The sequence below is a fragment of the Johannesbaptistia floridana genome, from assembly GCF_057440575.1.
This window is the reverse complement of sequence record NZ_JALKVM010000028.1, coordinates 1-4296: the sequence shown is the minus strand read 5'-3', so window position 1 is coordinate 4296 and position 4296 is coordinate 1. Positions and strand designations below refer to the sequence as shown.

General features: G+C 42.8%; 1 protein-coding gene. It reads right to left on the bottom strand.

The features are described from left to right. Window positions 1-76: 76 nt before the first annotated feature. Window positions 77-4296: beta strand repeat-containing protein (locus MW688_RS01930; RefSeq protein WP_486734223.1), on the bottom strand; the 4220-nt coding region annotated here is incomplete at its 5' end.

Here is a 4296-nt window from a genome sequence, read left to right as displayed (position 1 = left end):
GGGTGAGCGAAATTTGCGCCCACCCGAGAGCAGCTTATCTTTTAAAAGGCAAGCCCTTGCCCTCATCTTACGTTGCTTATCCGGCCGTGATTATATCGCCTGTAAGAATATAATCAGATTGAGTAAACTCAGTAGTGTTTCTCAGGACGGCGAAAATATTATTAGTATTACTGTCTACAATATTAACGTTACCATTCCTGATGTCAATATTGAGCTCAGCAAAATCTAGATCACTACTGAGGAGGTCTTCACCTCGAACAAAGTCATTGATGCTATCTTTACCTTCGCCGGTTAAGACCACAAAGGTATCGGCGCCATTTCCACCTAAGAGGCGATCGCTTCTGGGTCCTCCATCTAGAAGATCATTTCCTCCTTCAGCTCTTAAAACATCATCTCCTCCTAATCCTTGAATGGTGTCATCATTATCCGTACCTATGAGAGTATCGTTGTTGAGTGAGCCTTCAATAATTGATGGCATTGGTGGCATTGGTGGTTCAGAGTTATTGACGATATAATCAGATTCTAGAAACTCAGTAGTATTTCTCAGGACGGCGAAAATATTATTAGTATTACTGTCTGCAAGATTAACATTACCATTCCTGACGTCAATATTTAGATCAGCAAAATCTATATCACTGCTCAATAGGTCTTCACCTCGAACAAAGTCATTGATGCTATCTTTACCTTCACCAGATAAGACTACAAAGGTATCAGCGCCATTTCCACCTAAGAGGCGATCGCTTCTGGGTCCTCCATCTAGGGTATCATTTCCTTCTTCACCTCTTAGGACATCACTCCCTTCTAATCCTCGAATGGTGTCATCGTTATCCGTACCTATGAGGGTATCGTTGTTGGGTGAGCCTTCAATGATTGATGGTTCAACGATGTCTGGTTCAGAGTTGATGAACAGATAATCCGATTCTAGAAACTCAGTAGTATTTCTCAGGACGGCGAAAATATTATTAGTATTACTGTCTGCAAGATTAACATTACCATTCCTGACGTCAATATTTAGATCAGCAAAATCGATATCACTACTGAGGAGGTCTTCACCTCGAACAAAGTCATTGATGCTATCTTTACCTTCACCAGATAAAACCACAAAGGTATCGGCGCCCTCTCCACCTAAGAGGCGATCGCTTCCTGGTCCTCCCTCTAGGGTATCATCTCCTCTTTCACCTCTTAGGACATCATTTCCTTCTAATCCTCTAATGATTTCACCATCACGAGTACCTATAAGGGTATCATTATTCGGTGTTCCTTCAATCACTGGGATGGGTGGTTGTACTTGATAGGGATAAATATAAGCCACTCCGGCATCTTCGCTCCCAGTATTATCCGCCTCTACACCTATGATTAGTTTTTCTCCTGAAATAGCCACGCTGCTACCAAAGTAATCATCTCGTTGTGGTGAGGGATTAGAGAAAGTTTCTAACAATTCTCCATCATTGGTATCAAACAAATAAACAGTCCCACTATCAACAGCACCACTGTCATCGCGACTTGCTGCAATTAGAGCTACATTGTCCTCAAGAGCTAAGGCTAGGCCAAAACGTTCATTGGCATTAGGCTGAGGATTCTCAAAAGTTTGTAGTAAGTCACCTGTGCTTGTGTCGTATAAATAGGCTATGCCAGCATTGTCAGCACCTGTATCATCAGTAAAGGCACCAATCAAGGCTCGATTTCCTTTAAGATTCAGAGATAATCCAAAGCGGTCATTGCTATCAGGTTGAGGATTATCGAAGGTTTGTAGTAATTGACCTGTATTGGTGCTAAATAGGTAGGCGGCACCTGCATTTTCGGCTTGGCTGTCATCAGCGAAAGCATCAATTAACACTTGATTTCCATCAATACTGACTACACTGCCAAATTCGTCACCCGCTTCTGGGGTAGGATTAGAGAAGGTCTGGAGTAATTGACCTGTATTGGCGTTAAAAAGATAGGCCATGCCACTATCTTGGGCTTGAGTATCGTCACCGTTAGCCCCTACTACCACCAAAGACCCATCAATACTCACACTGGTACCAAAGTTATCTCCCGCTTGGGGATTAGGATTATTCAGGGTTTGTAGCAGCTCTCCTGTTTGGGTATTGTATATATAGGCGGCACCACTATCATCGCCTCCGTTGTTATCTCCTTTGGCACCTATTACCATTAAATCACCCGAGATACTCACTGCTTCCCCAAATTCATCTCCTGCTTCTGGGGTGGGATTGGTTATGTTCAGCAATAATTGACCATTCTCACTATTGTATAAGTAGGCAGCACCTGCGGCTACTCCTTGTTCTTGATGGCGATTAGCGCCTACTAAAGCCAAATTGTTATCAATGCTTACGGCTATACCAAAGTTTTCGTTGACTTGAGGGCTAGGATTGAGAACTAATGGTAATTCATCAGTCTCGATTAGGTCTGTAATTTGAATTTCTAGGGTTTTTTCCAAGCTTACCCCACCCGAATCTGTACTACGTACCGTAACTAGGTAACTGGGACTGGTTTCAAAGTCTAGGAGGGAACCATCTTTTACTTCTAAACGGTTTCCGATGATTTGGAAGCGTCCTCCGGCATCGTCTACGAGGATATAACTATGGGTATCGTCTGTATCTGGGTCAATCGTGCTTAAATTACCCACTAAGGTACCAAGAGTCCGATTCTCTTCTACAGAGTTATTGTCAAGATTAATGTCTGTGGGTGCTAAATTAGAAGGCCGACCGTAAACTACATAGGTTTCCCCTGCTACAGGATTATTATTAGGATCTGCATAATAAGCTCCAATAATAACGTCGTCGAATCCATCTCCGTTAAAGTCTCCTGCACTACTTACTGAAATTCCTGAGCGGTCTTGGTCGCGAACTCCTTCTAAGACTATACCACTGTTACTATCTAAATTGGATAATTCTATGCTTGCATCAAATCCACTATTGCTGCCGAATACTATGTAGCTTTCTCCTGCATCAATTATTTCTCTATTTAAGCGGTCTGAGTCTGGGTCTCCATTAATTGCACCAATAATTACGTCATCAATATTATCTCCGTTGAAGTCACCAGCATTACTTACTGAAATTCCTGAGAAGTCGATGGTGTCAATACCGTTAATGACAAAACCATTGCTGCCATCAAGACTTGATAGGTTTAAACTTGCCCCAAAACCACTATTGCTGCCAAATACTACATAACTTTCTCCCGCACGATCTACCCTGTTAGGGTCAGCAAAGCGGGCACCAATAATCACATCATCAATTCCGTCGTTGTTGACGTCTCCTGCACTACTTACTGATTGACCTAAGCGATCGCTAGAATCCACTCCATTGATAACTAGACCATTACTGCCATTGAGACTCGATAGGTCTAAACTTGCACCAAAGCCATTATTACTGCCAAATACTATGTAGGTTTCTCCCGCAATATCTTTATTGTTGGGATCTGCAAAATCAGCTCCTATAATCAGGTCATCAATGCCATCTCCATTGAAATCTCCTGCACCACTTACTGCAATGCCTGAACGGTCACTTCCGTCAATCCCATTAATGACAAAACCATTACTGCCATCGATACTTGATAGGTCAAAACTGGAGCTTAAGCTACTATTACTCCCATAAATTACATAGCTTTCCCCGGCCGATAAGTTACCATTTGGGTCTCCACCATCAGCTCCTATAATCACGTCAGCTAAACCATCACCATTGACATCTCCTGCACCACTTACTGCTCTACCTGAACGGTCACTTCCGTCAATCCCGTTAATCACAAAACCATTACTACCATCTAAACTGGATAATTCTACTTTGGAGTTAAATCCAGTGTTTTGACCGAATACTAAGTAAGTTTCTCCCGCCCGGATTTTCCCGGTACTGTTAGATGTGGCATTGTATGCCCCGATAATCAGGTCATCGATGCCATCGCCGTTGAAATCTCCCACATTGCTGACGGAGAAACCAGAAGCATCTCCACTATCAATACCACTTAAAACAAAGCCGTTGCTCCCATTAAGATTGGATAGGTTTAAACTTGCCCCAAAACCTGCATTGCTGCCGAACACTACATAGGTTTCTCCTGCGGCACCTAGGCCATTGGGTTCTGCATCTGGGGCACCAATCATCAGGTCATTGAGATTATCTCCATTGATGTCTCCGGCATTACTTACAGAAAAGCCCGAGAGATCCCCACTATTAATCCCGTTGATTACAAAACCATTGGTTCCATCGAGAGTGAATAAGTCAATTTTTTCTTGCCTTATTATATTTACCCCATCAATAGTCACATTAACTGTGGCTGTATCTGTGCCACCATTACCATCGC